Source organism: Streptomyces sp. NBC_01334 (genome assembly GCF_035983595.1).
GTDB lineage: Bacteria > Actinomycetota > Actinomycetes > Streptomycetales > Streptomycetaceae > Streptomyces > Streptomyces coriariae.
This window is the reverse complement of record NZ_CP130718.1, coordinates 2,762,046-2,783,510: the sequence shown is the minus strand read 5'-3', so window position 1 is coordinate 2,783,510 and position 21,465 is coordinate 2,762,046. Positions and strand designations below refer to the sequence as shown.

The 21,465-nt window shown below is 72.8% G+C and carries 25 protein-coding genes; 16 read left to right on the top strand and 9 right to left on the bottom strand.

All coding sequences use genetic code 11. The features are described from left to right. The first annotated feature begins 2 nt into the window (after window positions 1–2). The 5 genes from OG736_RS12670 to hisF are packed head-to-tail and all read left to right on the top strand — an operon-like array spanning window position 3 to window position 2,686. Entirely contained in the window at window positions 3–167 is a 165-nt protein-coding gene (locus OG736_RS12670; RefSeq protein ID WP_020129896.1) for a CG2302 family histidine operon protein, read from the top strand. Continuing rightward, window positions 164–817, top strand: a complete 654-nt coding sequence (gene hisH / locus OG736_RS12665) for an imidazole glycerol phosphate synthase subunit HisH (RefSeq protein ID WP_442817027.1) — start codon at window positions 164–166, stop codon at window positions 815–817. Before OG736_RS12670 ends, hisH begins: the two co-directional genes overlap by 4 nt. Then, on the top strand, window positions 814–1,539 hold the full coding sequence (priA, locus tag OG736_RS12660; protein WP_314222596.1) for a bifunctional 1-(5-phosphoribosyl)-5-((5-phosphoribosylamino)methylideneamino)imidazole-4-carboxamide isomerase/phosphoribosylanthranilate isomerase PriA: 726 nt from the start codon (window positions 814–816) through the stop codon (window positions 1,537–1,539). The genes hisH and priA overlap by 4 nt, the downstream gene beginning before the upstream one ends. Then, window positions 1,536–1,934 (top strand): RidA family protein, encoded by a 399-nt coding sequence (locus OG736_RS12655; RefSeq protein ID WP_314222595.1) that lies wholly within the window; start codon window positions 1,536–1,538, stop codon window positions 1,932–1,934. Before priA ends, OG736_RS12655 begins: the two co-directional genes overlap by 4 nt. Next, entirely contained in the window at window positions 1,931–2,686 is a 756-nt protein-coding gene (gene hisF, locus OG736_RS12650; protein WP_327182521.1) for an imidazole glycerol phosphate synthase subunit HisF, read from the top strand. The genes OG736_RS12655 and hisF overlap by 4 nt, the downstream gene beginning before the upstream one ends. Before the next feature lies 1 nt (window position 2,687). Here hisF and OG736_RS12645 read toward each other — a convergent pair whose 3' ends face one another. Then, window positions 2,688–3,086, bottom strand: coding sequence for a VOC family protein (locus tag OG736_RS12645; RefSeq protein ID WP_327182520.1), 399 nt, complete (start codon window positions 3,084–3,086; stop codon window positions 2,688–2,690). 10 nt (window positions 3,087–3,096) lie between these two features. Then, the gene (locus OG736_RS12640) at window positions 3,097–3,732 is read right to left on the bottom strand and encodes a TIGR03085 family metal-binding protein (protein WP_327182519.1); all 636 of its coding nucleotides are present in this window, start codon (window positions 3,730–3,732) and stop codon (window positions 3,097–3,099) included. 140 nt (window positions 3,733–3,872) lie between these two features. On the opposite strand from OG736_RS12640, the gene hisI reads away from it, so the two are divergent. The 11 genes from hisI to lgt all read left to right on the top strand — a co-directional run bounded on the left by hisI (window position 3,873) and on the right by lgt (window position 13,039). Further along, window positions 3,873–4,265, top strand: coding sequence for a phosphoribosyl-AMP cyclohydrolase (gene hisI / locus OG736_RS12635; RefSeq protein ID WP_327182518.1), 393 nt, complete (start codon window positions 3,873–3,875; stop codon window positions 4,263–4,265). An 11-nt stretch (window positions 4,266–4,276) separates the two neighbouring features. After that, window positions 4,277–5,755 carry an anthranilate synthase component I gene (locus OG736_RS12630; RefSeq protein ID WP_327182517.1) on the top strand — a complete coding sequence of 493 codons (1,479 nt, stop codon included), beginning with the start codon at window positions 4,277–4,279 and terminating at the stop codon, window positions 5,753–5,755. Between the two features lie 93 nt (window positions 5,756–5,848). Continuing rightward, the gene (locus OG736_RS12625; RefSeq protein WP_327182516.1) at window positions 5,849–6,499 is read left to right on the top strand and encodes a TIGR02234 family membrane protein; all 651 of its coding nucleotides are present in this window, start codon (window positions 5,849–5,851) and stop codon (window positions 6,497–6,499) included. A gap of 168 nt (window positions 6,500–6,667) precedes the next feature. Beyond that, window positions 6,668–6,919, top strand: coding sequence for an HGxxPAAW family protein (locus OG736_RS12620; protein WP_020129886.1), 252 nt, complete (start codon window positions 6,668–6,670; stop codon window positions 6,917–6,919). A gap of 99 nt (window positions 6,920–7,018) precedes the next feature. Further along, window positions 7,019–7,477 carry a DUF2752 domain-containing protein gene (locus tag OG736_RS12615; protein WP_327182515.1) on the top strand — a complete coding sequence of 153 codons (459 nt, stop codon included), beginning with the start codon at window positions 7,019–7,021 and terminating at the stop codon, window positions 7,475–7,477. A gap of 149 nt (window positions 7,478–7,626) precedes the next feature. Continuing rightward, complete coding sequence (gene trpC / locus OG736_RS12610; protein WP_028806852.1) at window positions 7,627–8,436, top strand: indole-3-glycerol phosphate synthase TrpC; 810 nt, start codon at window positions 7,627–7,629, stop codon at window positions 8,434–8,436. 22 nt (window positions 8,437–8,458) lie between these two features. Beyond that, window positions 8,459–8,701: a tryptophan biosynthesis modulator TrpM gene (trpM, locus tag OG736_RS12605; protein ID WP_327182514.1), complete on the top strand. Its 243-nt coding sequence runs from the start codon at window positions 8,459–8,461 to the stop codon at window positions 8,699–8,701. Between the two features lie 56 nt (window positions 8,702–8,757). Next, window positions 8,758–10,041, top strand: a complete 1,284-nt coding sequence (gene trpB / locus OG736_RS12600; protein WP_327182513.1) for a tryptophan synthase subunit beta — start codon at window positions 8,758–8,760, stop codon at window positions 10,039–10,041. Continuing rightward, window positions 10,038–10,874 (top strand): tryptophan synthase subunit alpha, encoded by an 837-nt coding sequence (trpA, locus tag OG736_RS12595; protein WP_327182512.1) that lies wholly within the window; start codon window positions 10,038–10,040, stop codon window positions 10,872–10,874. The genes trpB and trpA overlap by 4 nt, the downstream gene beginning before the upstream one ends. A gap of 103 nt (window positions 10,875–10,977) precedes the next feature. Continuing rightward, window positions 10,978–11,754 carry a thioredoxin domain-containing protein gene (locus OG736_RS12590; protein WP_327182511.1) on the top strand — a complete coding sequence of 259 codons (777 nt, stop codon included), beginning with the start codon at window positions 10,978–10,980 and terminating at the stop codon, window positions 11,752–11,754. A gap of 94 nt (window positions 11,755–11,848) precedes the next feature. Continuing rightward, window positions 11,849–13,039: a prolipoprotein diacylglyceryl transferase gene (lgt, locus tag OG736_RS12585; RefSeq protein WP_327182510.1), complete on the top strand. Its 1,191-nt coding sequence runs from the start codon at window positions 11,849–11,851 to the stop codon at window positions 13,037–13,039. Window positions 13,040–13,117: 78 nt separating this feature from the next. Here lgt and OG736_RS12580 read toward each other — a convergent pair whose 3' ends face one another. From OG736_RS12580 to OG736_RS12550, 7 genes are all read right to left on the bottom strand, one after another. Further along, window positions 13,118–13,951, bottom strand: coding sequence for an HpcH/HpaI aldolase/citrate lyase family protein (locus OG736_RS12580; RefSeq protein ID WP_327182509.1), 834 nt, complete (start codon window positions 13,949–13,951; stop codon window positions 13,118–13,120). Beyond that, window positions 13,948–15,156, bottom strand: a complete 1,209-nt coding sequence (locus tag OG736_RS12575; protein WP_327182508.1) for a CaiB/BaiF CoA transferase family protein — start codon at window positions 15,154–15,156, stop codon at window positions 13,948–13,950. The genes OG736_RS12580 and OG736_RS12575 overlap by 4 nt, the downstream gene beginning before the upstream one ends. Then, window positions 15,153–16,046 (bottom strand): ribokinase, encoded by an 894-nt coding sequence (rbsK, locus tag OG736_RS12570; protein WP_327182507.1) that lies wholly within the window; start codon window positions 16,044–16,046, stop codon window positions 15,153–15,155. The genes OG736_RS12575 and rbsK overlap by 4 nt, the downstream gene beginning before the upstream one ends. Beyond that, a complete protein-coding gene (locus OG736_RS12565; protein ID WP_327182506.1) occupies window positions 16,043–17,422 on the bottom strand; it encodes an ADP-ribosylglycohydrolase family protein in 1,380 nt (459 codons plus the stop codon). The genes rbsK and OG736_RS12565 overlap by 4 nt, the downstream gene beginning before the upstream one ends. After that, window positions 17,410–18,585 (bottom strand): ADP-ribosylglycohydrolase family protein, encoded by a 1,176-nt coding sequence (locus OG736_RS12560; RefSeq protein ID WP_327182505.1) that lies wholly within the window; start codon window positions 18,583–18,585, stop codon window positions 17,410–17,412. Before OG736_RS12560 ends, OG736_RS12565 begins: the two co-directional genes overlap by 13 nt. An 8-nt stretch (window positions 18,586–18,593) precedes the next feature. Continuing rightward, entirely contained in the window at window positions 18,594–19,856 is a 1,263-nt protein-coding gene (locus OG736_RS12555; RefSeq protein WP_327182504.1) for an ADP-ribosylglycohydrolase family protein, read from the bottom strand. A 263-nt stretch (window positions 19,857–20,119) separates the two neighbouring features. Beyond that, entirely contained in the window at window positions 20,120–21,247 is a 1,128-nt protein-coding gene (locus tag OG736_RS12550) for an ADP-ribosylglycohydrolase family protein (protein ID WP_327182503.1), read from the bottom strand. Window positions 21,248–21,465 lie beyond the last annotated feature (218 nt).

Genomic DNA, 21,465 nt, shown 5'->3' with positions numbered 1-21,465 from the left:
CCATGAGCGGACTGTCGACCATCCTGATCGTCGTCGGCCTCTTCCTGGTCGGCGGCATCTACTCCTTCGTCAAGCAACAGATGCCGAAGAGCCTGATCGTGCTGCTCTCGATCGGCGCCGCGATGTGCCTCGTCGCCGGCGTAGTGCGGCTGGAGGTGTGGAATTGAGCAGCACCCCGAAGAGCCCGAAGAAGGTCGTCGTCTTCGACTACGGCTTCGGCAACGTCCGCTCCGCCGAGCGGGCCCTCGCGCGCACCGGGGCCGACGTCGAGATCACGCGTGACTTCGACACGGCCATGAACGCCGACGGGCTGCTGGTGCCGGGCGTCGGCGCCTTCGCCGCCTGCATGCGAGGCCTGAAGGAGGCCCGCGGCGACTGGATCATCGGCCGCAGGCTGTCCGGCGGGCGCCCCGTGATGGGCATCTGCGTCGGCATGCAGATCCTGTTCGCGCGAGGCATCGAGCACGGCGTGGAGACCGAGGGCCTCGACGAGTGGCCCGGCGCGGTCGAGCCGCTCCAGGCCGAGATCGTGCCCCACATGGGCTGGAACACCGTCGACGCCCCGGCCGACTCCGAGCTGTTCGCCGGACTGGACGCGGACGCGCGCTTCTACTTCGTGCACTCCTACGCGGTGCAGGACTGGTCCCTCGACGTGCACAACCCGCTGCTGCGGGCGCCGAAGGTGACCTGGTCGACGCACGGCAAGCCGTTCGTGGCCGCCGTGGAGAACGGCGCCCTGTGGGCCACGCAGTTCCACCCCGAGAAGTCCGGCGACGCCGGAGCCCAGCTCCTCACCAACTGGATCGGAACACTGTGAGCAAGCTCGAACTCCTCCCCGCCGTCGACGTCCGCGACGGCCAGGCCGTCCGCCTCGTGCACGGCGAGTCGGGCACCGAGACCTCCTACGGCTCCCCGCTCGAGGCCGCCCTCGCCTGGCAGCGCTCGGGCGCCGAGTGGCTGCACCTCGTCGACCTGGACGCCGCGTTCGGCACCGGCGACAACCGCGCGCTGATCGCCGAGGTCGCGGGCGCGATGGACATCAAGGTGGAGCTGTCGGGCGGCATCCGCGACGACGACACGCTCGCCGCCGCCCTGGCCACCGGCTGCACCCGGGTCAACCTGGGCACGGCCGCCCTGGAGACCCCCGAGTGGGTCGCCGAGGTCATCGCCGAGCACGGCGACAAGATCGCGGTCGGCCTGGACGTACGGGGCACGACCCTGCGCGGCCGCGGCTGGACCCGCGACGGCGGCGACCTCTACGAGACGTTGGCGCGTCTCGACAAGGAGGGCTGCGCGCGCTACGTCGTCACCGACATCGCCAAGGACGGCACGCTCCAGGGCCCGAACCTGGAGCTCCTGAAGAACGTGTGCGCCGTGACGGACCGGCCGGTCGTGGCCTCGGGCGGCGTGTCCTCCCTCGACGACCTGCGGGCCATCGCCGAGCTGGTGCCCCTCGGCGTCGAGGGCTCCATCGTCGGCAAGGCCCTGTACGCCGAGGCGTTCACCCTGGAAGAGGCCCTGGAGGCGGTCGCCCGGTGAGCGAGGTACGACGCATCACGACCGGCGCGCCCTGGGAGGAGACCTTCGGGTACTCCCGCGCGGTGGAGCTGCCGAACGGCCTGGTGCTGGTCTCCGGGTGCACATCGATCGTGGACGGCGAGATCGCCGGCGGCGGTCCCTACGAGCAGACGGTCAACGCCTTCGGTGTCGCGTTCGCGGCGCTGGAGCAGCTGGGCCTCGGGCGCGACGACGTCGTGCGCACGCGCATGTACCTCACCCACGCGCGGGACGTGGACGACGTCGGACGCGCCCACAAGGAGCTGTTCGAGACCGTCCGGCCCGCCGCGTCCATGCTCATCGTCTCCGGCCTCGTGGACCCCAGTCTGGTCGTCGAGGTCGAGGTGGAGGCCTATCGAGGAGGGTCCTCGGCATGACCCTTGCCGTACGAGTCATCCCCTGCCTGGACGTGGACAACGGCCGGGTCGTCAAGGGCGTCAACTTCCAGAACCTGCGCGACGCGGGCGACCCCGTCGAGATGGCCAAGGTGTACGACGCCGAGGGCGCCGACGAGCTGACGTTCCTGGACATCACCGCCTCGTCGGGCAACCGCGAGACGACCTACGACGTGGTGCGCCGCACCGCCGAGCAGGTGTTCATCCCGCTGACGGTCGGCGGCGGGGTACGCACCCCGGAGGACGTCGACAAGCTGCTGCGGGCCGGAGCGGACAAGGTGGGCGTCAACACGGCCGCCATCGCCCGCCCGGAGCTGATCAAGGAGATCGCCGAGCGGTTCGGCAGCCAGGTGCTGGTGCTCTCGGTGGACGCCCGGCGGACCCCCGCGGGGACCTTCGAGGTGACGACGCACGGCGGCCGCCAGGGCACCGGCATCGACGCCATCGAGTGGGCGCACCGCGCGGCCGAGCTGGGCGCGGGCGAGATCCTGCTCAACTCGATGGACGCGGACGGCACGAAGGACGGCTACGACCTGGAGATGATCGCCGCCGTGCGCAAGCACGTGACGGTCCCGGTGATCGCCTCCGGCGGCGCCGGCAAGCTCGCCGACTTCCCGCCGGCCGTCGAGGCGGGCGCGGACGCGGTGCTCGCCGCGTCGGTGTTCCACTTCGGCGACCTGCGGATCGGCCAGGTCAAGGACGCGCTGCGGGAGACCGGCCACCCCGTGCGCTGACTCAGCCCTTCGGCTGGGTCAGCTGCACGAAGTTGCCCACCGTGTCGTCCAGGACGGCCGCGACGACCGGGCCCTGGTCCTGCGGGGGATGGGTGAAACGCACACCCAGCCCCCGCAGCCGCTCGTACTCCGCATCGAGGTCGTCGACCGAGAAGACGATGCACGGCAGCCCCGCCTCCCGCAGGGCCGCCCGGTACGGCTCCGCGATGGGGCCCCGGCCGGGCTCCAGCAGCAGCTGGAGATCCCGCTGGGCCCCTTCCGCCGCGCCCACGGTGACGAACAGCGTGCCTTCGCCCAGATCCATGTGCAGACGCGTCTCGAACCCCAGGACCTCGGTGTAGAACGCGTGCGCCTTCGTGACGTCGTCGACGTACACGCTCGTCATGGCGACCTTGATCATGTGCGGCCTCTCAGATTCCGAGCTGCTTTCCGCCGTGCAGCCTGGTGATCGCTTCCTTCTCGCCGTCCAGTTCCACCTCCGCGGCGCTCTGCCGGCCGTACAGGAACAGCAGCAGCTCCGACGGCTCCCCGGTGGCCGTCACGACCGGCGTGCCCCGGTTGGCGACCGCCGTGCGGCCGTCCGGGCGCCGCAGCACCAGACCGGTCGGGGTGCCGCGGCCCATCAGGCGGGCGGTGCGCTCCAGGCGCGTCCACAGGGCGTCCTGGAAGACCGGGTCGAGCGCGCGCGGCGTCCAGTCCGGCCGGGCGCGACGGACGTCCTCGGTGTGGACGTAGAACTCGATCGTGTTGGACGCCTCGTCGAGCTGCTTGAGCTGGAAGGGCGAGAAGCGCGGCGGACCCGTGCGGATCAGCTGGATCAGCTCCTCGTACGGCTTGGCGGCGAACTCCTCCATCACCTTGTCCAGGCGGGACGCGAGCTGCTTGATCAGAATGCCCCCGGCGGCGTCCGGGCGGCGCTCGCGCACCACCACGTGTGCCGCGAGATCCCGGGTCTGCCAGCCCTCGCAGAGGGTCGGGGCCTCGGGGCCCGCCGTTTCCAAGAGGTCGGCGAGAAGAAGTCGTTCACGCTTGGCGAAAGTCGACATGCCGTCAGCCTACGACTGCGCGGAAGGTCCGCCCACCCGTCGCCCGACCACCATCCCTCACCGTGTCGCTTTCGCGCCGCTCCTTCCCATCCAGTGGACGCGGCCCGTCACTGTCAGTGGCGCGCGGCACAATGGCAGACATGACCAGCACGCCCCAGCCCAGCAACCTCGACCCCCGGATCGCCGCGCGCCTCAAGCGCAGCGCCGACGGGCTCGTCCCCGCCATCGCCCAGCAGTACGACACCGGTGAGGTGCTCATGCTCGGCTGGATGGACGACGAGGCGCTGCACCGCACGCTCACCACCGGCCGCTGCACCTACTGGTCGCGCAGCCGCCGGGAGTACTGGGTCAAGGGCGACACCTCCGGCCACTTCCAGTGGGTGAAATCCGTGGCCCTCGACTGCGACGCCGACACGGTGCTCGTCAAGGTCGACCAGGTCGGCGCCGCCTGCCACACCGGAGCGCGCACCTGCTTCGACGCCGACGTGCTGGTCGAGAACGCCGATTCCGGCGTACCCGCCACGGATCAGTAAGGTCAGCCGCCATGGACCTCGAGACGTTCCGCAAGCTGGCCACCGACCGCCGCGTCATTCCGGTCACCCGCAAGCTCCTCGCCGACGGCGACACCCCGGTCGCGCTCTACCGCAAGCTCGCCGCCGAGCGCACCGGAACCTTCCTCCTGGAGTCCGCGGAGAACGGCCGCTCGTGGTCTCGGTACTCCTTCGTCGGCGTCCGCAGCGCCGCGACCCTCACCGCGCGCGACGGCCAGGCCCACTGGCTCGGCACCCCTCCCGTCGGCGTCCCGGTGGACGGCGACCCGCTCGCCGCCCTGCGCGCCACCATCGAGACCCTCCACACCCCCCACGAGGAGGGTTTGCCGCCCTTCACCGGCGGCATGGTCGGCTACCTCGGCTACGACATCGTGCGCCGCCTGGAGAAGATCGGCCCCGGCGACCGCGACGACCTGCGGCTGCCCGAGCTGACCATGCTCCTGACCAGCGACCTCGCCGTCATGGACCACTGGGAGGGCTCGGTCCTGCTGATCGCCAACGCGATCAACCACAACGACCTCGACACGGGCGTAGACGAGGCCTACACGGACGCGGTGGCCAGGCTGGACGCCATGGAGGCCGACCTCTCCCGCCCGGTCGCCCAGCCCCCGGCCGTCCTCCCGCCCTCCGAACTCCCCGAGTACAGCGCCCTGTGGGGCGGCCCCGACTTCCAGGGAGCCGTCGAGGACATCAAGGAGCGCATCCGCGCGGGCGAGGCCTTCCAGGTCGTCCCCTCCCAGCGCTTCGAGACGCCGTGCACGGCGAGCGCGCTGGACGTCTACCGGGTGCTGCGGGCGACGAACCCGTCCCCGTACATGTACCTGTTCCGCTTCGACGGTTTCGACGTCGTGGGCTCCTCCCCGGAAGCCCTCGTCAAGGTCGAGGACGGGCACGCCATGGTCCACCCCATCGCCGGCACCCGGCACCGCGGGGCCACCCCGCAGGAGGACCAGGCCCTCGCCGACGAACTGCTCGCCGACCCCAAGGAGCGCGCCGAGCACCTCATGCTCGTCGACCTCGGCCGCAACGACCTGGGCCGGGTCTGCGAACCGGGCTCGGTCGAGGTCGTCGACTTCATGTCCGTCGAGCGGTACTCCCACGTGATGCACATCGTCTCGACCGTCACCGGGAAGGTCGCGGCGGGCCGCACCGCCTTCGACGTCCTCACCGCCTGCTTCCCCGCCGGCACCCTCTCCGGCGCCCCCAAGCCGCGCGCCATGCAGATCATCGACGAACTGGAGCCGTCCCGGCGCGGCCTGTACGGCGGCTGCGTGGGCTACCTGGACTTCGCCGGCGACTCCGACACCGCCATCGCCATCCGTACGGCCCTCCTGCGCGACGGCACCGCCTACGTCCAGGCCGGCGCGGGCATCGTCGCCGACTCCGACCCGGTCGCCGAGGACCAGGAGTGCCGCAACAAGGCGGCGGCGGTCCTGCGCGCCGTCCACACCGCCAACCGACTGGCGAAATAGGGCGCTTCCGGACAGACGGCCGGGTCACCTTTCGAAGATAGGACGCGTCTCACGTGAACCCCGGGTGACGGTTCGCCCGGGGTTCAGGCGATAGTGGAGTACGTGACTGCTGTTCCGCACCCCCGATCCGAAGCCGCCGCCCCCGCCGGGTCCGGCCGCCGAAGCCTCGCGCTCGCCCTGCTGTTCGGCGCGCTGGGCTCGGCCGTGACCCTGCTGTCCACCCGGCAGCGCTGGTCGGAGGGCACGGCCACGGTGGCCGGCGGCGCTTTCCCGCTGACCGCCAGGGGCAGCGACGTGACGGGCGTGCCCGCGGCGCTCGCCATAGCGGCCCTCGCCGCGCTCGTCGCCGTCTTCGCCGTCCGCAGGACCGGCCGCTTCGCGGTCTCCGCGCTGCTCGCGCTCTCCGGCGCCGGCATCATGGTCGCCGCCCTGCTCGGCGCCTCCGACGGCTCCTCGCTCGACGAGCAGGCCGCCCGGGCCTCCGGCGACACCTCGGCGACCGTCGCCTCCTTCAGCCACACCGCCTGGCCCTACGCCGCGGCCGCGGGCGGCGCCCTGATCCTGCTGGCCGGCCTGCTCGCCCTGCGCTACGGCCGCCTGTGGCCCGCGATGTCCGGCCGCTACGAACGCGACGGCACCCCGCGCCCCCGGCGTGCGGCCAGGCCCGTCGACCCGGACCGGCCCGAGGACATGTGGAAGGCGCTGGACCGGGGCGAGGATCCGACGGGCGCGGATCCCGCCTGAATCCGGCCTCGCGCGGAGCCGGCCGACGTCCGGTCGCGCGGTTCCCGATGTGGTGAATCAGACGCGACCGGGAGGCCACCCCCGCGTCCGCGACGCGCGCCGGTACGGGACAATGGACGACGAGCGTCCGGCTCGGACGGACACAGAGACAGCAATGAGGAGCAAGTCATGGCGGGCAGCAGCCACGGACACACCCCGGCCGCCTGGACCGGTGTCACCATCGTCTTCATCGGGTTCACCGTCGCGGGCGCGTTCATGGTGATGGCCGAGCCGCTCGGCTTCTGGGCCGGCATGGCGATCGTGGCCCTCGGCGGTGTCGTCGGCGGCATCATGCGCTCGATGGGCCTCGGCATGCCGAAGGAGGCCCACCCGGTGCACCAGGTCACGGCCACCCGCGAGCCGGCGGCCGCCGAGGCCTGAGCCCCGGAGACCTCGGCAGGACTTCCGCAGGACCTCGTGAGGGGCGGCCGGTGCACACCGGCCGCCCCTCACGCGCGCGCGGCGCCCCGGCGGGGCACAATGCGAGGCGTGAACGCCGACAGCCGGCGGGTGACGCCCCGGCCACCCCCGACACCCCCGGGAACCGTGCTCGGACGACTCGCGGTGCCCGCCGGGATCCTCACGGCCGTCGTCGGCGCCTTCGCGTACGTCGGGACCGTCGACCCCAACGAGCCCGGCCACTACCCGGTCTGCCCCCTCCTGCGCCTCACGGGCCTGTACTGCCCGGGCTGCGGCGGACTGCGCAGCGCGCACGCCTTCGTGCACGGGGACCTCGCCGCCGCCCTGCACGACAACGCACTGGCCGTCGTCGGCTATCTGGGCTTCGCGGTGGTGTGGACCGTCTGGGTGGTCCGTGCGGTGCGCGGACGCCCCGCGCGCGTGCAACCGACCTCGGTGCAGCTGTGGACGCTGGGCGCGTTCGTGCTGGTCTTCACGGTTGTCCGGAACCTGCCGTTCGGTGGCTGGCTGCATCCTTGATCAACCGACGAATGTCCAGGTAGTGGGACCGGCGTCAACCGGATGTGAGGCCTTCGCCTTCCTCCGGATACCATCGCAGTGACCACCTCTTTTCTACTGGTCGCTGGAACTGTCAACCGTCTCTCAACCGCTGGAAGGGGGCCGCTCGCGTGAGTGTGCTCGACGAGATCATCGACGGAGTCCGTGCCGACCTCGCGGAGCGGCAGGCGCGCGTCAGCCTCGACGAGCTCAAGGAGCGCGCGGCGAAGGCCCCCGCCGCCAAGGACGGGGTGGCCGCGCTCCGGGGCGACGGCGTCAAGGTCATCTGCGAGGTCAAGCGCTCCAGCCCGTCCAAGGGCGCGCTGGCCGCGATCGCCGATCCGGCCGGACTGGCCGCGGACTACGAGGCGGGCGGCGCGGCCGTCATCTCCGTCCTCACCGAACAGCGCCGCTTCGGCGGCTCCCTCGCCGACCTCGAGGCGGTACGCGCGCGGGTCGACATTCCCGTGCTGCGCAAGGACTTCATCGTCACCTCGTACCAGCTGTGGGAGGCCCGCGCGTACGGCGCCGACCTCGCGCTGCTGATCGTGGCCGCCCTCGAACAGCCGGCCCTCGAGTCGCTGATCGAGCGCGCCGTCTCCATCGGCCTCACCCCGCTCGTCGAGGTCCACGACGAGGACGAGGTGGAGCGCGCGGTCGACGCGGGCGCCAAGGTGATCGGTGTCAACGCGCGCAACCTGAAGACCCTCGAGGTCGACCGGGGCACCTTCGAGCGCGTCGCCCCCGAGATCCCGGCCCACGTCGTCAGCGTCGCCGAGTCCGGCGTCCGGGGCCCGCACGACCTCATCGCGTACGCCAACGCCGGCGCCGACGCGGTCCTGGTCGGCGAGTCCCTGGTGACGGGCCGCGACCCGAAGACGGCGGTGGCCGACCTGGTGGCGGCGGGCGAGCACCCCGCACTCCGGCACGGCCGCGGCTGATCCCCCGGTAGGATCGGCTCCGATGACACCCACGAAGACGGCCATGGACAGGTACGCCCGCCTCGCGCGCGGCTGCCGCCCCCGTGGCTGCCGCGCGCCCGCACGCCGGGTGCACGGCCGGCGCGTGCGGTACGTCATCGGAGACGAACCCGGCCAGGTGAACGGCATGCGATGGCAGCGCCCCGTCAGGGGCGCGGGGCTCTTTCGGATGTGCGGCCACCGCCGCGCGGGCGCGACCAGCCACAACGGTCCCGCAGCCGACTGACCGTCCCTGCCCCCACGGCGACAGTGTCCGACACACACTCACCGTGAGGTTTCCGCATGCCCAGCGAGTTCTTCATCCCCGACCCCGAGGGTCAGGTCCCCAGCGCCGAGGGCTACTTCGGCGCGTTCGGCGGCAAGTTCATCCCGGAGGCCCTCGTCGCCGCCGTGGACGAGGTCGCCGTCGAGTACGACAAGGCCAAGCACGACCCCGAGTTCGCCCGCGAGCTCGACGACCTGCTCGTGCACTACACCGGCCGGCCCAGCTCCCTCACCGAGGTGCCGAGGTTCGCCGAACACGCCGGCGGTGCCCGGGTGTTCCTCAAGCGCGAGGACCTCAACCACACCGGCTCCCACAAGATCAACAACGTGCTCGGGCAGGCGCTGCTCACCCGGCGCATGGGCAAGACGCGCGTGATCGCCGAGACCGGCGCCGGCCAGCACGGCGTGGCGACGGCCACCGCCTGCGCCCTCTTCGGCCTCGAGTGCACCATCTACATGGGTGAGATCGACACCCAGCGCCAGGCCCTCAACGTGGCGCGCATGCGCATGCTGGGCGCCGAGGTCGTGGCCGTGAAGTCCGGCAGCCGCACGCTGAAGGACGCCATCAACGAGGCCTTCCGCGACTGGGTCGCCAACGTCGACCACACCCACTACCTGTTCGGCACGGTCGCCGGACCGCACCCCTTCCCGGCGATGGTGCGCGACTTCCACCGCGTCATCGGCGTCGAGGCCCGCCGCCAGATCCTGGAACGCGCCGGACGCCTCCCCGACGCGGCTGTCGCCTGCGTCGGCGGCGGCTCCAACGCCATCGGCCTCTTCCACGCCTTCATCCCTGATGTCGACGTCCGGCTGATCGGCTGCGAGCCGGCCGGTCACGGCATCGACACCGGCGAGCACGCGGCGACCCTGACCGCGGGCGAGCCCGGCATCCTGCACGGCTCGCGCTCCTACGTCCTCCAGGACGACGAGGGCCAGATCACCGAGCCGTACTCCATCTCGGCGGGCCTGGACTACCCCGGCATCGGCCCCGAGCACTCCTACCTCAAGGACAGCGGCCGCGGCGAGTACCGCGCGGTCACCGACGACGCGGCCATGCAGGCGCTGCGCCTGCTGTCGCGCACCGAGGGCATCATCCCGGCCATCGAGAGCGCGCACGCGCTGGCCGGGGCCCTGGAGGTCGGCAAGGAGCTCGGCAAGGACGGGCTGATCGTCGTCAACCTGTCCGGCCGCGGCGACAAGGACATGGACACGGCCGCCCGTTACTTCGGCCTGTACGACACCGACGCCGAGGTCGCCGCCAACGCGGCCGACACCGCCGAGATCGAAGGGGACGCCAAGTGAGCGGGGCCGAATTCACCGGTGGGAAGAGCGCGCTGCTGTCGGACACCCTCGCCGACGCCAAGGCGGAGGGCCGCGCCGCGCTCATCGCCTACCTCCCGGCCGGGTTCCCGACCGTGGACGGCGGCATCGAGGCGATCAAGGCCGTCATCGACGGTGGCGCGGACATCGTCGAGGTCGGTCTGCCGCACAGCGACCCGGTCCTCGACGGCCCGGTCATCCAGACCGCCGACGACATCGCCCTGCGCGGCGGGGTGCGGATCGCGGACGTGATGCGGACGGTCCGGGAGGCCTTCGAGGCCGCCGGGAAGCCGATCCTCGTCATGACGTACTGGAACCCGATCGACCGCTACGGGGTCGAGCGCTTCACCGCCGAGCTGGCCGAGGCGGGCGGCGCGGGCTGCATCCTGCCCGACCTGCCGGTCCAGGAGTCGGCGCTGTGGAGGGAGCACGCCCACAAGCACGGCCTCGCGACGGTCTTCGTCGTGGCGCCGAGCAGCAAGGCCGCGCGGCTCGCGCAGATCACCGAGGCGGGCAGCGGCTTCGTCTACGCCGCCTCGCTGATGGGGGTCACCGGCACCCGTGAGTCGGTGGGCGCGCAGGCCCAGGACCTGGTCGAGCGGACCAGGGCGACCGGTACCGGCCTGCCCGTCTGTGTCGGCCTCGGCGTCTCCAACGCGAAGCAGGCCGCCGAGGTCGCCGGCTTCGCCGACGGCGTGATCGTCGGCTCGGCCTTCGTCAAGCGGATGCTCGACGCGCCGGACGACGCGGCCGGAATCGAGGCGGTCCGCGAGCTCGCGGGCGAGCTGGCGAAGGGCGTGCGCCGACAGGCGTAGGCAGGGACAGGCGTAACAGAGCGGGATATTTCTCCGGGTCACTCGAACGGGTGGACCTGGGGTCGGGGAGGCGCAATGCGCCTCCCCGGTTCGTTCTGGGGGTGTGAGCGAGAAGAATCGTGCGGGAAAGCGCACCGCCAGGGAGCGGCTGGCGGACGAGCGAGAGAAACAGAAGGCCGCGGAGCGGCGACGGCGGACGTTGATCGTCGCGTCGAGCGTCGTCTGCGTCCTGGGTCTGGCGGCGGTGATCGGGGTCGTCGCGGCGAACTCCGGCAAGGACGACAGCAGTGACAAGGCGGGGCCGGTCGTGGCCCCCTCGGGGGCGCAGGGCGAGGACGCGCTCGCGATCCCCGTCGGCAAGGACGGTGCCAAGTCCACGCTCACCGTGTGGGAGGACTTCCGCTGCCCGGCCTGCAAGGCCTTCGAGGCGGCGTACCGCCCCACGATCCACGAGCTGACGGACGCCGGGAAGCTCAGGGTCGAGTACCACCTGGCCACGCTGATCGACGGCAACATGGGCGGCAGCGGCTCCCGTAACGCGGCCAACGCGGCGGCGTGCGCGCAGGACGTCGGGAAGTTCCCCGCCTACCACGACGTGCTGTACGAGAACCAGCCGGAGGAGACGGACGACGCCTTCGCCGACAACAGCAAGCTCATCGGGCTCGCGGCCAAGGTCGACGGCCTCGACACGCCCGCGTTCCGTACCTGCGTCGAGGACGGCACGCACAACAGCTGGGTCGAGAAGTCCAACCAGGCTTTCCAGAACGGCCACTTCGGCGGTACTCCGACCGTGCTGTTCAACGGCAAGAACATCTACGCCGACCAGTCGATGACGCCGGCCAAGCTGAAGCAGATGGTGGAGGAAGCCGACAAAGGGTGACCAGGGCTGAGGCCCCTGCACACCCGCCCGTTATGGAGCCGTAGCCGGGCTGCCCGTCGTCGGCCCGGTCCGGCACGGTAGCGTCGACCCTGCCATGGAACTTGCCTACATTCCCAGCCCGTCGCACGGGGTGCTGTATCTCGGCCCCGTTCCGCTGCGCGGCTACGCGTTCTGCATCATCATCGGCGTCTTCGTCGCGGTCTGGCTCGGCAACAGGCGCTGGGTCGCCCGCGGCGGGCAGACCGGCACGGTGGCCGACATCTCCGTCTGGGCGGTGCCCTTCGGACTGGTCGGCGGCCGGCTCTACCACGTGATCACGGACTACGAGCTGTACTTCAGCGAGGGCCGCGACTGGGTGGACGCCTTCAAGGTCTGGGAGGGCGGCCTCGGTATCTGGGGTGCGATCGCCCTCGGCGCGGTGGGCGCGTGGATCGGCTGCCGCCGCCGGGGTATCGCGCTGCCCGCGTACGCCGACGCCATCGCGCCCGGCATCGCCCTCGCCCAGGCGATCGGCCGCTGGGGCAACTGGTTCAACCAGGAGCTGTACGGCAAGCAGACCGACCTTCCCTGGGCGCTGCACATCACGTCCTCGGCGGACGGCCGGGTGCCCGGCTACTACCACCCGACGTTCCTGTACGAGTCGCTGTGGTGCATCGGCGTCGCGCTCCTCGTCATCTGGGCCGACCGCCGCTTCAAGCTCGGGCACGGGCGGGCCTTCGCGCTGTACGTCGCCGCGTACTGCGTGGGCCGCGCGTGGATCGAGTACATGCGGGTCGACGACGCCCACCACATCCTGGGTCTGCGGCTGAACGACTGGACCGCGATGGTCGTGTTCGTGCTCGCGGTGATCTACATCGTGATCTCGGCGAAGAAGCGGCCGGGGCGCGAAGCGGTGGTCGAGCCGGGTGCGGGTGTCTCCGACGGCGGGACGGAAGCCGACGGCGAAGGCACGTCGGAGGACGCGGCCGAGGGCAAGGACAAGGCCGAGGACAAGGCTGAGTCCGGCGCCGAGGCGAAGACCGGCGCGAAGGGTGACGGCGAGGCGAAGGCCGAGACCGACGCCGACGCGAAGGGCGAGGCGGACACCAAGGCCTCCGCCGACACCAAGGTCTCTGTCGGCACCAAGGCCTCCGCCAAGGTCTCTGCCGACGTCAAGGCCGACGCCGGCGCGAAGGGTGAGGCCGGGAAGGCCGCCGCGGTGAAGGCCGAGGACCCTTCCGAGGACGTGGCCGGGGTGAAGGACGAGGTCGAGGACGGAGCCGAGTCGGCCGGCAAGAAGAGCTGACGACTGGTTGTTCGTACGACGACGAGGGCGCCCGGGGTCTGCCGGGCGCCCTCGTCGTCTGTGCGTGACGGGGAGGGTTCAGTCCCCTCGGGCTGCCAGGGACAGGGTGCGCTGTGCCATCGCCACCACGGCCGCGTCGACGAACCGGCCGTCCGGGAGGGCCTGGGCGCCCTGCTCGGTGGCCGCCGCCTTCACGATCGTCTCGGCTTCCTCCAGCTCGTGCTGGGTGGGCAGGTAGGCCCGTTCGATGATCGGGAGCTGGCGGGGGTGGATGGCGGCGCGGCCCAGGAAACCGAGGGTGCGGCCGCGGGCGCAGCTGGTCGCCAGGCCCTCCAGGTCACGGATGTCGGGGTGCACCGACTGCGGTGGGGGCGCCAGACCCGCGGCCCGGGCGGCGACCACGACCCGGGCGCGGGACCAGTCGAGGCCCGCGTCGTCACGGACGCCCAGGTCGGCTCGTAGGTCCGCCTCGCCGAGGGCGATGCCGCGCAGCGAGGGGTGGGCGCAGGCGATGGCATAGGCGTGCTCGATGCCGAGGGCCGATTCCAGGAGGGCGTGGAGGGGGGTGGCTCCGCGGTCCGCGGGCGGCATGGCCGCGGCGACGCGGGTGATCTGGTGCGGGGACGTCACTTTCGGCAGGCGCAGGGCGGAGACCCCGGGGAGGGCGGCCATCGTGCGGAGGTCCGCCGCGGCGAAGGGGCTGTCCAGGGCGTTCACCCGGACGTGGACCGGGACCGGCTGGGGCTCGCGCAGGCGTTCGGCGGTGGCCGTGCGGGCGTACTCCTTGCGGTCCGGGGCGACCGCGTCCTCCAGGTCGACGATGACGACGTCGGCGCCGCAGGCGAGGGCCTTGGTGACCGTCTGCGGGCGGTCACCGGGGACATAGAGCCAGGTCAGAGGGGTCTTCGTCATACGGCGCCCGCCTCGCGGAGGGACGTCAGCTCGGCTTTCGTCAGGCCCAGTTCGGTGAGGACCTCCTCCGTGTCGGCGCCGTGCGGGCGGCCGGGCCAGCGGATCGCGCCGGGGGTCGAGGAGAGCCGGAAGAGGACGTTCTGCATGCGGATCCGGCCCAGCTCCGGGTCCTCGACCGCGGTGATCGTGTCGAGGGCCTGGTACTGGGGGTCCGCCATCACGTCGCGTACGTCCTGGATCGGGGCGATCGCGGCCTCCGCCTTCTCGAAGGCGGCGAGGACGTCGGTGCGGCTGCGGGCGGCGATCCAGCTGCCGACCGCCTCGTCGAGCAGGTCGGCGTGGGCGGCCCGGTCGGCGCCGGTCGCGAACCAGGGCTCGTCGACCAGGTCGGGGCGGCCGACCAGGCGCATCACGCGCTCCGCGATCGACTGGGCCGACGTCGAGACGGCGACCCAGTTCCCGTCGGCCGTGCGGTAGGTGTTGCGCGGGGCGTTGTTGGCGGACCGGTTGCCGGTGCGGGCCTGGACGTATCCCAGCTGGTCGTACCAGAGCGGCTGGGGACCGAGGACGGTGAGGATGGGCTCGATGATCGCCATGTCGACGACCTGTCCCTCGCCGGTGCGGTCGCGGGCGGCGAGGGCCGTCATGACGGCGTAGGCGGTGGCCAGACCGGCGATCGAGTCGGCCAGGCCGAAGGGCGGGAGGGTCGGGGACGCGTCCGGTTCTCCGGTGATCGCCGCGAATCCGCTCATCGCCTCGGCGAGGGTGCCGAAGCCGGGGCGGTGGGCGTAGGGGCCGAACTGGCCGAAGGCGGTGACCCGGGTGAGGACCAGGCGGGGGTTGGCCGCCGACAGCGCATCCCAGCCGAGGTCCCATTTCTCCAGGGTGCCGGGACGGAAGTTCTCGATGATCACGTCGGCGGTGGCGGCGAGGCGCAGCAGCGTGGCGCGGCCGCCGGGCCTGGAGAGGTTGAGGGTGACGGTGCGCTTGTTGCGGCCGAGGAGCTTCCACCAGAGGCCCACGCCGTCCTTGGACGGGCCGTGGCCTCGGGAGGGGTCCGGCTGAGTGGGGTGCTCGACCTTGATGACCTCCGCGCCGAAGTCGCCGAGCATGGTGGCGGCGAGGGGGCCGGCGAAGAGGGTGGCCAGGTCCAGGACACGGACACCCTGCAGGGGAGTGGCCTTCTCGGTGGTCTTCTCGGTCATGACGCGTACTGCGTCTCGATCTCGGAGCGGTAGGGCATCGAGGCGGAGGCGCCCGGTCGTTGGACCGACAGGGCCGCCGCCGCGGATGCCCAGGCGAGCGCCTCCCGTACGGGCCGCCCCTCGCCCAGCGCGACCGCGAGGGCGCCGACGAAGGTGTCACCCGCGCCGGTCGAGTCGACGGCGGTGACGCGCGGGGCGGGCACGGTCAGCGGCTGCGCTCCCCGGGTGGCGTACAGGCTGCCGGACGAGCCGAGCGTGATGACCACCTCCGGCACGCTGTCCAGCAGGGCGGTGGCCGCCTCGCGCGGGTCGGTGCGGCCGGTGAGCGTTGCCGCCTCGTGCTCGTTGGGGACCAACAGGTCGGTGGCCGCGAGGAGTTCGGGCGGGAGCGGCTGGGCGGGGGCCGGGGTGAGGATCGTCCGGACGCCGTGGGCGCGGGCCGCCCGGGCGCTCGCGACGACCGCGGCGAGGGGGACCTCGAGCTGGAGCAGGAGCGCGTCGGCGGAGGAGATGAGGACCTCGTCGCCCGGGACGAGGTGGTCGACGGTGCCGTTCGCGCCGGGGACGACCACGATCGCGTTGCCGCCCTCGTCGTCCACGACGATGTGCGCGGTGCCGGAGGGGCTCTCGACGGTGCGCAGGTGGTCGGTGTTCACGCCGGAGTGCTCCAGGGTGGAGCGCAGCCGGGTGCCGAAGGCGTCGTTGCCGACGGCGCCGATCATCGAGACGGTGCCGCCCGCGTGGGCGGCGGCGACCGCCTGGTTGGCGCCCTTGCCGCCGGGGATCGTACGGAACTCCCGTCCCGTCACGGTCTCCCCGCGCTGCGGGGGCTTCTCGACGTAGGCGACGAGGTCCATGTTCGTGCTGCCGAGCACGACGATGTCGGTCATGGCTGGGAAGCCTCCCGGGGGATGAGGGACCAGGTGAGGTGGGCCAGGGTGTCGAAGCCGACGCCGTTGAGGTCGGCGACGGAGGTGGCCAGGCGGTTCTTGAGGGGGGCCGTCCAGTGGTCGGGCAGGGCGGCCGGGTCGCCGGTGAGCAGGGCGGCGATCCCGCCGGCCGTCGCGCCGGCCGAGTCGGTGTCCAAGGCGCCGGACACGGCACGGCCGGTGGAGCCGGTGAAGTCGCCGTCCGCGTGGGTGAGGGCGGCGGCGATCAGGGCGGTGTTGGGGATGGCGTGGACCCAGTGGTGCCCCTGGTGGGCGGCGTGGAGTTCGTCCACCACGGTGTCGAAGTCGGGGTGTTCCCCGGCGAGCCGGACGGCGTGGGTGACCGCCTGCGCGAGACGGGAGCGGGGCGGGACGACGCTCAGGCCGGTGCGCAGACAGGCGTGGACGTCATGGGCGCCGGTCGCGGCGGTGGCGATGGTGGCCGCCGTGAACATCGCCGCGTAGACGCCGTTGGCGGTGTGCGTGAGGGTGGCGTCGCGGTGCGCCTGCTCGGCCGCCGCGGCCGGGTCTCCGGGGTTGGTCCAGCCGTGGACGTCGGCGCGGATGAGGGCGCCGATCCACTCGCGGAAGGGGTTGCGGTGGCGGGCGGTGAGCGGGGGCTCGATGCCGGAGAGGAGGTTGCGCAGGGCGATGCGCTCGGCGGTGAAGGTGCGGCCCGCGGGGAGTTCGTCCAGCCAGAGCCGGGCCACGTCCGTGGTGGTGAAGTCCCTGCCGTGGCGGCGGAGCAGGAGGAGGTTGAGAAGCGGGTAGTTGAGGTCGTCGTCCTCGGGCATGCCGTCGATGTTCTCGGCGAGGGAGGTGGTCGCCGAGCGGCGGTTCCAGGGGTGCGCCTCGAGGAGGGGCTGGGGGATTCCGCGGGCGGTGAAGTAGCCGGCGAGGGGCCAGTTGCCGGTGGACCGGGCGAGTTGGCGGACGGCGTCCAGGGGGAGCTTCTCCACCGGTTTGCCCAGCAGGCAGCCGACGGCCCGGCCCAGCCAGGCCGCTTCCAGTGCGGCGGGGGCGGGGGCCTGCGCGGGCGCGCCGGCCGGACGGCTCGGCCACTGCGGGCACAGGGCCCTGATCTTCTCCAGTCCGGTCGGCTCGTGTTCCGCGGACCTGCTGGGCAGGTCGGCCAGTTCGTCCAGCAGGTCGTCCGCGAGGAGGCGCAGATAGCGCGAGGCGCGCTGCGGGGACGCACCGGCCCGGGCGGGGGCCTCGCAGCCGCCGGCCGCCTTCCAGCGGGCGGCGATCGCCCACGGTTCCCGGCCGTCCTGGGCGGCCTGGCGCAGTTCGTGGCCGAGGAGGTCCTCGGGCTGGACCCAGGTCAGTCGGAGCATCGCGGACCTCCGATCGCGGAGAACGCCCGCTCGTGGGTGCGGCGGTGGTGGACGTCGCGGTCGAAGATCTCCCGGGTGACCTCGGTGAGCGTCGCCGCGGGCTGCCGGAGGTCGAGGCGGCTGGCCTCGCCGACCTGCTTCGACCACGCGTCGGGGACCGGCGAGCCGAGGGCGCCGGCCATCGCTCCCGCCATCGTCGCGATCGAATCGCAGTCGCGGCCGTAGTTGACCGCGCCCAGAACGGCCTGCCGGTAGTCGCCGTCGGCCACCAGCAACATGCCCAGGGCGACGGGGAGTTCCTCGATCGCGTGCAGGCGGGAGGGGCGCCGGGCGGCCAGGGAGGGCCGGCGGTAGTCGGGGCCGACGGTGTCGTACGGCGCCACCGCCTCCCGGAGCGGCACCAGCGCCGACTCGAAGTCGGTGTGCCGGGCCGCCGCTTCGCAGACCCTCTCGATCGCCGTGCGGGTCCCGTCCTGGGCCAGGGCCAGACAGGCCGTGACGACGGAGTCCGCCGTCGCGCCCGGCGTGCACGCGGCCGCCACCGCCGCCGCGAAGACTCCCGCCGCCTCGCGGCCGTACGACGACTGGTGGGCGCCGGCGATGTCCAGCGCCTCGGCGTACGCGCCCGCCGGGTTGGCCGCGTTGACCAGGCCCACCGGCGCCATGTACATCGCCGCACCACAGTTGACGATGTTGCCGACGCCTGCCTCACGGGGGTCCACATGGCCGTAGTGCAGCCTTGCCACCAGCCATTTCTCGGCCAGGAAGATCCGCTGGAGGGGGAGTGCCTCCGCCTCCAGCTCCGGGATCCAGCGGGGTGTCGTCAGCAGGTCCGGCACCAGGTGGTCGGCGACCGCGTAGGCGTCCAGGTGATCGCGGACCGTGGCGTAGACCCTGATCAGCGCGTGGGTCATCAAGGTGTCGTCGGTGACGTGGCCGTCGCCCTTGTGGTACGGGGCGATGGGGCGGGCGGTGCGCCAGTCGTCGCCGTTCCAGGGGCCGACGACGCCGTGGACCCGGCTGCCGTGGCGCTGGAGGATCTGCTCGGGGGAGTAGCCCTCGACGGGGCCGCCGAGCGCGTCGCCGACGGCCGCGCCGACGAGGGCTCCGGTGATGCGGTCTTCCAGGGTTCCGCCGGTGCTTTCTTGTGCTTTGGGCGTCATGCCCCGAATCATCCTCCTGGAGTGGCCGGTTGCGTGGCTTCCAGGAGTTCGGCGAGTTCCACCAGGTCGGTGCCGGTGAGCCGGGGCAGTACACAGCCGGAGAGGACCCGGCAGCTGTCCCGCCAGGAGACGGGGATCGCGGCGCCGCCGCCCAACGCGCCGGTCAGCGCGCCCGCCAGGGCCGGGGCCGAGTCCGCGACCCGGGAGAGACAGGCCGCCGCCGGTACCGCTTCGCCGATACGGCCGCCGGACGCCGTCACCAGGGCCAGGGCCACCGGGACCGTCTCCGCCGCCGCGATGCCGTAGCTGTAGACGTGGTCGACGATCTGGTGTTCCAGGAGGGGGATGAGCGTGAAGGCGCTGTCGGCGCCGCGGGCCAGCGCGAGGGCGTGACGGGCGTTGCGGCCGATCTCGGTGTGCTCGGGGAGTTCGGCGAGCGCCGCCGCCACGCAGGCGTCGGGGTCCGCGCCGACGAGGGCCAGCGCGAGGGCCGCCGCCATCGCGCGTGCGCCGTGCACGCCGTCGCCGTCCTGTGTGTAGCGGGCGTCGAACTCGGCCAGTTCGGCGGCGAGTCGGGGGTCGCCGGGGTGGGCCACGGCCAGGACGCAGGCGCGCACGCAGGCCGCGTCGTCGAAGTAGTGGGGGTTGTCGTGGCCGGTGGCGGGCGGCCGCAGTCCTGCGGCGAGGTTGCCGAGGCCGGCGCGGACGGAGATCCGGGCGCGCAGGGGGAGGACGGCGGACTCGATCTCGGGCGCGCGGTCGGCGGCCGCCGCCACCTCGCAGGCGATGGCGTTCCAGGTGAGGTCGATGGCGGCGCGCATCCGGCGTTCCCGGCTGAGGTCGCCTAGGGCGGCGTCGTCGCCGGCCCGCAGGACCGCCTCGGCAGCGAAGGCCGCCCACTCGGCGTCGTCGGAGGGGCCGAGGCGGAGCGGTTCGGGGGGTTGGTTGAGGGCGATAGGGACGGGGAGGGTGGTCGTCGCGTTGTGCTCGGCGAAGGTGTCGAGCTCGCGGGTCAGACGGCGGGTCCACTCCGGCATTCGGGCGGCTCGGTGGCGGGCGGCGGGCCAGCCGGCGGCGTCGCCCGCGGCGAGGCCGAGCAGGAGGCCTTCGATGCGGGTTCCCTGCGGGGGCCGGGCGTTGCGGGACACCTCGGCTGCGCCTTCGGCCCGGTTCTTCCCACTCGGAAGGCCCGTACGGCTTTCGTTGTCGGGTGCGGGTGGCCCCTGCGGGGCGCTCCCGCCGTCGGCGACCGCGGCTCCGGTCGCAGTCACTGTCCCTGCGACTGCCGCTGCCGCTGCTGCCGTCCCGGTCCCCGTCGCCGTCCCGGTCGCGGTCCCCGCCGCCGTCCCGGTCGCGGTCCCCGTCCCGGTCCCCGACAGTGTCCCCGTCAGCGTCCGGGTTGGTGTCGCGGTAGCCGGTGCCGCCGTCGCTGCCGACGCCGTCGACGGCACCGGTGCGGTGGGTTCGGTGGGTTCGGTGGGGTCCGGGGGTGGAGTTCCCGTGGACGTGTCCTCCTGCCAGGGGCCCGGTGGCCTCACAGCCGTACCTCCGCGGTGTCGTTCGTGGTCAGGGTGAAGGCGGTCGGGTCCGGCAGGGGGAACCGGGCGAGGCCCATCAGGTTGGGCACGAGGTCGTCCATGACCATCCCCTCGCCCCACTTCCCGCCCTCGCCCGGCACCAGCAACTCGGCCACGTCCAGCACGTGGTGGCCCGCCATGGACGGCAGGCAGCTGCCCCGTGCCGGGCCGATCGCCGCCGCCCACTCCGCCGGGATCGCCGACACGCCCTGCGTCGCACCGGCCAGGGCGCCCGCCACCGCGGCCGTCGTGTCCGCGTCGCGGCCCATGTTCACCGCCGTCAGGACGGCTTCGCGGAAGTCGCCGTCGGCGGCCGCGTAGGCGCCGAAGGCGAGGGCGACGGCCTCGGGGGCGAGGTCGGTCCAGGGGTAGCCGCCGATGACGACGGCGGAGCGGACCGCCCGTTCGCCCCGGTGGGCGACCGCCACCGCCCGGCGCAGCGAACGCGCCGTCCAGGAGTCCTCGGGGACCACGGCGAGGGCGGAGGCGACCACCGAGATCGCAGGCGCTCCCGCCATCGCCGCCGCCACTCCCGCCGCGACCGCCTGGCCGCCGTAGATGCCCTCGCCGTCGTGGCTCACCGCGCCGTCGATCGCGACCAGACGGGCCGCTTCCGCCGGGCGGCCCGCGGCGAAGACGCCGAAGGGGGCCGCGCGCATCGCCAGGCCGTCGCTCCAGGCGTGCCGGTGCTGCGCCGAGATCGGCGCCGCGAGGCCTCGGCGGAGGTTCTCCAGGGTGCCGCGTTCGCTGAAGCCGGCGCCGCGGAAGGGGCCCTCGTCGAGGTCGGCGATCCACTGGTGCCAGGCCGCCTCGACATGGGCGGGGGTGAGCGCGGAGCCGTGGCGGGCCAGCAGCAGGCCCGAGAAGATCGCGTACTCGGTGTCGTCGGTGCCGGCCGGCCGGTCGGTGACGTATCCCGTGATACGGCCCCAGCGGGCGCGGATCTCGGAGGGCTTCATGTTCTCCGCGGGGGCTCCCAGGGCGTCTCCCACGGCCAGGCCGAGCAGGGCGCCGCGGGCCCGTTCGCGCAGTGCGGCGGCGTCCCCCGGCGCCGGGACCGAGGGGATGCGGGCGGTCGATGCCATACGCGACCTCTCCTCAGGGGCTCCGCACGGGGCGCGGAGCCCTTTTGCGGATGTGTCCCACCGTCGGCGGTTGACCTCAGCCTCGGAGGCCCTCATGTCACCCGGTCGACATCTGTGCAGCTATCCGATCGTATGAGCATTCGAGGGTAAAACCGCAGGTTAGCGCAGCCTTTCCTTCCTGGCGGGCGGGAATCCCTCGGCCTATCTTTGGTGTTGTC

What these genes read in the sequence shown, in the direction of transcription:
- OG736_RS12640 (WP_327182519.1), bottom strand. Translation starts at nt 3,732, where the DNA reads ATGTCGACTTTCGCCAAGCGTGAACGACTTCTTCTCGCCGACCTCTTG.
- lgt (WP_327182510.1), top strand. Translation starts at nt 11,849, where the DNA reads ATGGAACTTGCCTACATTCCCAGCCCGTCGCACGGGGTGCTGTATCTC.
- OG736_RS12620 (WP_020129886.1), top strand. Translation starts at nt 6,668, where the DNA reads ATGGCGGGCAGCAGCCACGGACACACCCCGGCCGCCTGGACCGGTGTC.
- OG736_RS12670 (WP_020129896.1), top strand. Translation starts at nt 3, where the DNA reads ATGAGCGGACTGTCGACCATCCTGATCGTCGTCGGCCTCTTCCTGGTC.
- OG736_RS12550 (WP_327182503.1), bottom strand. Translation starts at nt 21,247, where the DNA reads ATGGCATCGACCGCCCGCATCCCCTCGGTCCCGGCGCCGGGGGACGCC.
- OG736_RS12560 (WP_327182505.1), bottom strand. Translation starts at nt 18,585, where the DNA reads ATGACGCCCAAAGCACAAGAAAGCACCGGCGGAACCCTGGAAGACCGC.
- OG736_RS12575 (WP_327182508.1), bottom strand. Translation starts at nt 15,156, where the DNA reads ATGACCGAGAAGACCACCGAGAAGGCCACTCCCCTGCAGGGTGTCCGT.
- OG736_RS12630 (WP_327182517.1), top strand. Translation starts at nt 4,277, where the DNA reads ATGGACCTCGAGACGTTCCGCAAGCTGGCCACCGACCGCCGCGTCATT.
- OG736_RS12615 (WP_327182515.1), top strand. Translation starts at nt 7,019, where the DNA reads ATGCGAGGCGTGAACGCCGACAGCCGGCGGGTGACGCCCCGGCCACCC.
- hisI (WP_327182518.1), top strand. Translation starts at nt 3,873, where the DNA reads ATGACCAGCACGCCCCAGCCCAGCAACCTCGACCCCCGGATCGCCGCG.
- hisF (WP_327182521.1), top strand. Translation starts at nt 1,931, where the DNA reads ATGACCCTTGCCGTACGAGTCATCCCCTGCCTGGACGTGGACAACGGC.
- rbsK (WP_327182507.1), bottom strand. Translation starts at nt 16,046, where the DNA reads ATGACCGACATCGTCGTGCTCGGCAGCACGAACATGGACCTCGTCGCC.
- trpM (WP_327182514.1), top strand. Translation starts at nt 8,459, where the DNA reads ATGACACCCACGAAGACGGCCATGGACAGGTACGCCCGCCTCGCGCGC.
- OG736_RS12565 (WP_327182506.1), bottom strand. Translation starts at nt 17,422, where the DNA reads ATGCTCCGACTGACCTGGGTCCAGCCCGAGGACCTCCTCGGCCACGAA.
- OG736_RS12580 (WP_327182509.1), bottom strand. Translation starts at nt 13,951, where the DNA reads ATGACGAAGACCCCTCTGACCTGGCTCTATGTCCCCGGTGACCGCCCG.
- OG736_RS12645 (WP_327182520.1), bottom strand. Translation starts at nt 3,086, where the DNA reads ATGATCAAGGTCGCCATGACGAGCGTGTACGTCGACGACGTCACGAAG.
- trpB (WP_327182513.1), top strand. Translation starts at nt 8,758, where the DNA reads ATGCCCAGCGAGTTCTTCATCCCCGACCCCGAGGGTCAGGTCCCCAGC.